Raw genomic sequence first — 4616 nt, 5'->3', positions numbered from 1 at the left:
TTTTGCAACTCGCTGTAGGGTACGCTACGCGTACCTTTTTTATTGATTTTATTACGATTTTTTTTAGTGGTACGCACAGCGTACCCTACTCAAAAAACCGAAAATTTGAACGTTCAGGTATATCTCAAAACCGAATGTGACCGTTTGAGGTATATAAACGCTCATCACTGCAGCGTTAATCAACATTGGTTAGATACCTATCATATTGACGGTTTTCGCTATGATTGTGTGCCTAATTACTGGGATGGTGCGCTTGGCGTCGGCTATGCGAATCTGGTTTATAGCACGTATCAATACGTCAAAACCTCACTAGCCTCGCTAGCACGATTTAACGGTGCTGAGGGACTACGTTTAATTCAAATCGCTGAACAATTAGAAGCGCCAGAACAAATCTTAGCCCAAAGTTATAGCAACGCAACCTGGCAAAACGCCACCTTTGCCGCCGCAGGTGCTTGCGCGCACGGCGCTGCTGGTGCCATTGAAAATCTTGGCTTACGCTTAGGCGCCACAGGATACACCGAGCAAACTAATGATAACGGCGACCTCATCGCCAAAGCACCATTGCAATATATCGAAAACCACGACCATAGCCGTTTTTTATGTGAATTTGGCCTAAGACAGCGCGACCAAGAGAGTTTATTTGCCGAAGGCAAGCGCGACAATTGGTTTAAGATACAACCTTATCTCATAGGATTATTAGCCGCTAAAGGCATACCTATGCTTTGGCAAGGCCAAGAGTTTGGTGAAAATTATTTCTTACCTGAAAATGGGCTGGGGCGCGTGCAATTACTACGCCCGTTACGCTGGGATTATTTTTACGACCCGATAGGCAAAAGTTTAACAGGTTTAACACGCAAATTAATTAAACTTCGCAACAGCTGCCCAGAATGGCGCAATGGTCAGCATTACTTTTATAACGATTACCAACATTACCAAGCGCGAGGCATATTATTATTTTCCCGCTACACCAATACTTCGCTAAGCTTAATCGCGATAAACTTTACCAGCAGTGATCAAACCATACCGTTCCGAATCGAACGCGGCGGCAGTTACCAAGAGCAACTGCATGGGCAAGATAATTTCTCCGCCAGCGCAAATCAAGAACACTGGCTTACCATACCCTCTAACTACGGCAGAATTTGGCGTTTAGCTTAGGCGCTAAAACTTAGCAACGCTTGTAGGAGATACGTCACCTCCATTAAGTTAACTAATATAATCAATAACTTGAGCGTTTTGTTTTGTGAAATAGCCTTCCGATCGGGTCGGGGTGACGAGATTTCGCCCCCCCATCCCACAGCACCGGACATGCGGTTTTTCGCATCCGGCGGTTGAACCCAGCGACTTATCTTGTCGCAAAATCTGACGGAATCGATAACCCCCTGCGTTTCAACTCTGATTATTCAACGCGTAGTGCATTACCAGATACTTGGCCGCACACCATGCACCCGCCGAGTAATCCGTTTTGCGTACTTGCCAAGCTAAGGCTTTGAGTCGATTAAACGCATTTACTCTACCTCGCTTATTATGCCAGCCTTGCCAGAAGTATTTGCGCATGTGACGCCGAACCCATTCTTAGATACTGAAGTATGCCTGCCACCCGCGTATGTACTGCTGCCATTGCAGGATGCTGCCCCCTATGTACCGGCAATGAAAATCAAAGCCATAATTATCATCTCAGCGCTACAATAACACCGGTACTCGCTTCGTTAACTAACTATTTATTGACAGAGCCTGGGTTATATTTATTCGAAATTAGATAACTAGCGGTATTAACGCTATTCATTCTTAGAAAAACGCAATAAGATATTGATTTTAACTAAAAGCTACGATGAATACGCAAACAATACCTTTTTCTGGTTTAACACCCGATACGATTTTAGCTGCGGTCGATAGCGTTGGCTTGCTTAGTGATGGCCGCTTGCTGGCATTAAATAGTTATGAAAATCGAGTTTATCAAGTCGGCATTGAAAACGCTGCGCCAATCATCGTTAAGTTTTATCGCCCGGAGCGCTGGAGCGATGCAGCGATTTTAGAAGAACATGCTTTTCTGGCTGAATTAGCGGACAGTGAATTACCCATTACACCGGCGTTGTCATTCGATGGTCATACACTGTTTTATTGCGCGGGATTTCGCTTTGCTCTTTTTCCCAAGCAAAAGTGGACGCGTACCAGAAATTCAAGACTACGAAACCTTTGAATGGTTAGGGCGACTGATAGGACGCTTACATGCTGTCGGTGCATTACGCGCTTATCAAGCACGCCCAACCTTATCTATTGAAAACTTCGGTGTCGAACCTAGCACTTATTTACTAGAACATAATATTATTCCACCGGAACTCGTAGACGCCTATCAAACCACCGTCAATCAAGCGCTGGCACAAATACAGCGCTGTTATCAGCAAGCTGGCGATAGTCAATACTTACGCTTACACGGCGATTGTTATCCTGGCAATATGTTATGGCATGATGATGGCCCGCATTTTGTCGATTTTGACGATAGCCGTATGGGGCCTGCAGTACAAGACTTATGGCTTATCTTAAATGGCAGCCGACAAGAGCGGCTATTACAGCTAGATGCCTTACTACAAGGCTATACGACATTTTACGATTTCGATCATCGAGAACTGTATTTAATAGAGGCGCTACGCACGTTAAGACTTATCCATTATTCAGCCTGGCTAGCTCGACGTTGGAATGACCCTGCCTTTCCTAACGCATTTCCGTGGTTTAATACCCTAGATTACTGGCAAAAACGAATCGAGGAGTTAGCGGAACAAATTGAACTCATGCAAGAGCAGCCATTAATGACCATGATAGTGCCGTAACCGAGCATGTTTAAATATACTCTGAACAGTTATAAAGGTGCGCACAGCGCACCCTACCTACTAAAACCGAATGTGACCGCTTGGAGTATACTTAGTGAAGTTTTTTGTTGGCGTCTAAACATGTTCCAGACGCCAACATTTAGCACTCAACACTGTCGATCTGCCCGCCTTATTTTGCCAACTATTTCATTTCAGCTAGCTGAGGTTCAGCTAAACCATGCTAAGTTGTGTGCGTTTGTCTTAATCGACTTCTTTCAACCTAACAGAGAATGCTTATGAACATTAAACGCTATGCTCACTGTTTGTTACTCATCTTATTGACCGCACTCACTTTACCGTTACGCGCCGAAGTCATGCCACCGATTGTCGGCGGCCAGGTTGCTAAAGCAGGCGACTGGCCTTGGATGGTCGCCCTAGTCACTAAAGGTTTGGATAACTATAGCGGTCAGTTTTGTGGCGGCAGCTTAATTAAAACTAATTGGGTCATCACCGCCGCACATTGCCTCATTGGCGAAAGCACCAGCACTTTTCAAGTATTAACTGGTGTCACTGATTTAAAAAACGACACCGGTAAACGCTATTCTGTTAAACGTATCATTCGTCATCCAAGTTACAATAAACGCACTGAAAATAACGACTTAGCGTTAATACAATTAACCACAAAAGTTACCAATACCGATACCTTGCCATTAATCATTGATAATCCCAACTTGACTGGCATAGACGCAACTATTATCGGCTGGGGCGCATTATCCGAACGCGACTCTGACAATGGCGACTACCCAGAACAATTATACGAAGCCACGCTACCAATAGTCAGTAACACCGCATGCAAAGCCAGCTATGGCGCTAGATGGATTACTGACAATATGTTATGTGCAGGCTATAAAGCTGGCGGCGTCGATTCATGCCAAGGCGACAGTGGCGGCCCTCTCATTATCGACCAAGGCGGTAAATGGCGTTTAGCGGGCGTTACCAGCAACGGTAATGGCTGCGCTAGACCACGCTATTACGGCATTTACACCCGTGTTTCGCGTTATAAACTATTCATTAACCAATATTTAAACACTAACTTTGCTGCACAAGCTGACCTTAATAGCGATGGTGTTGTCAACGAAACCGACAAAAGCGTAAAAGCCAAAGCAAGCGCCGATGCGTTTAATCAATGGGACCAACAATGTTGGCGGCAAAAACAAAGCTGTGCTGACGTAAACCATGATGGCGTAGTGTCTAGCGCTGATTTTTCTAGTGAAAAAAGCCGTTTTGCTAATGACTTTAAAAACTGGTTAGACATTTATTGGCAACCAGAAGTGAATAATCCATAAGGCTTATCTATCACCTTCATACAAAGCCTGGCGTTTTTTAACACGCCAGGTTTTCAGCCAGCTCCCCTCGCGCTAAATTATAACTCTCACTTTAACGAGTTTTATGCCTTTATCAGGCATTGCAGGCTACAATAGCCAGCCCATTCAACGTAGACTTAGAAGCTATGGCGGAAAGAAAAAACTCCAGCGTCCGATACGGCGCCAAGAAAAGCCCCAAAAAAAATACCCGAAAAAATCGCTCTCGCTTAGTTTTTTGGCTAGGCAGTGCTTTTATGCTCAGCCTAGTCGCATGTGGCGCTATTTTATCGGGTTATATCCTGTATTTAGATCATGGTATTCGCACGCAATTTGAAGGCAAGCGTTGGGCGATACCCGCTCATGTCTATGCCAACCCGGTCGAGCTATACGCAGGACACACGATTAGCGCCGCTAAATTTGAAGGCTTATTACAACAACTGCATTATCG

General features: G+C 44.8%; 6 protein-coding genes. All 6 read left to right on the top strand.

All coding sequences use genetic code 11. From position 1 onward, the window contains the following. The first annotated feature begins 144 nt into the window (after positions 1–144). The gene (locus VZ94_RS20835; RefSeq protein WP_239650130.1) at positions 145–1155 is read left to right on the top strand and encodes an alpha-amylase family glycosyl hydrolase; all 1011 of its coding nucleotides are present in this window, start codon (positions 145–147) and stop codon (positions 1153–1155) included. Positions 1156–1533: 378 nt separating this feature from the next. Continuing rightward, complete coding sequence (locus VZ94_RS27415) at positions 1534–1689, top strand: hypothetical protein (RefSeq protein WP_204369236.1); 156 nt, start codon at positions 1534–1536, stop codon at positions 1687–1689. A gap of 139 nt (positions 1690–1828) precedes the next feature. Beyond that, positions 1829–2197: a phosphotransferase gene (locus VZ94_RS29900; protein WP_239650129.1), complete on the top strand. Its 369-nt coding sequence runs from the start codon at positions 1829–1831 to the stop codon at positions 2195–2197. Next, positions 2136–2825, top strand: a complete 690-nt coding sequence (locus tag VZ94_RS20830) for a serine/threonine protein kinase (RefSeq protein ID WP_239650128.1) — start codon at positions 2136–2138, stop codon at positions 2823–2825. Before VZ94_RS29900 ends, VZ94_RS20830 begins: the two co-directional genes overlap by 62 nt. A gap of 275 nt (positions 2826–3100) precedes the next feature. Continuing rightward, a complete protein-coding gene (locus tag VZ94_RS20825) occupies positions 3101–4150 on the top strand; it encodes a trypsin-like serine protease (protein ID WP_052700808.1) in 1050 nt (349 codons plus the stop codon). Positions 4151–4422: 272 nt separating this feature from the next. Next, the coding region (locus VZ94_RS26285; RefSeq protein WP_157845003.1) for a hypothetical protein at positions 4423–4616 on the top strand (194 nt) is incomplete at its 3' end.

Origin of the sequence: Methylocucumis oryzae (assembly GCF_000963695.1) — a bacterium.
GTDB classification, from domain to species: domain Bacteria; phylum Pseudomonadota; class Gammaproteobacteria; order Methylococcales; family Methylomonadaceae; genus Methylovulum; species Methylovulum oryzae.
Note: the sequence above shows the minus strand (reverse complement) of the source record. Positions and strands in the feature narration are given on the sequence as shown.

What these genes read in the sequence shown, in the direction of transcription:
- VZ94_RS29900 (WP_239650129.1), top strand. Translation starts at nt 1,829, where the DNA reads ATGAATACGCAAACAATACCTTTTTCTGGTTTAACACCCGATACGATT.
- VZ94_RS20825 (WP_052700808.1), top strand. Translation starts at nt 3,101, where the DNA reads ATGAACATTAAACGCTATGCTCACTGTTTGTTACTCATCTTATTGACC.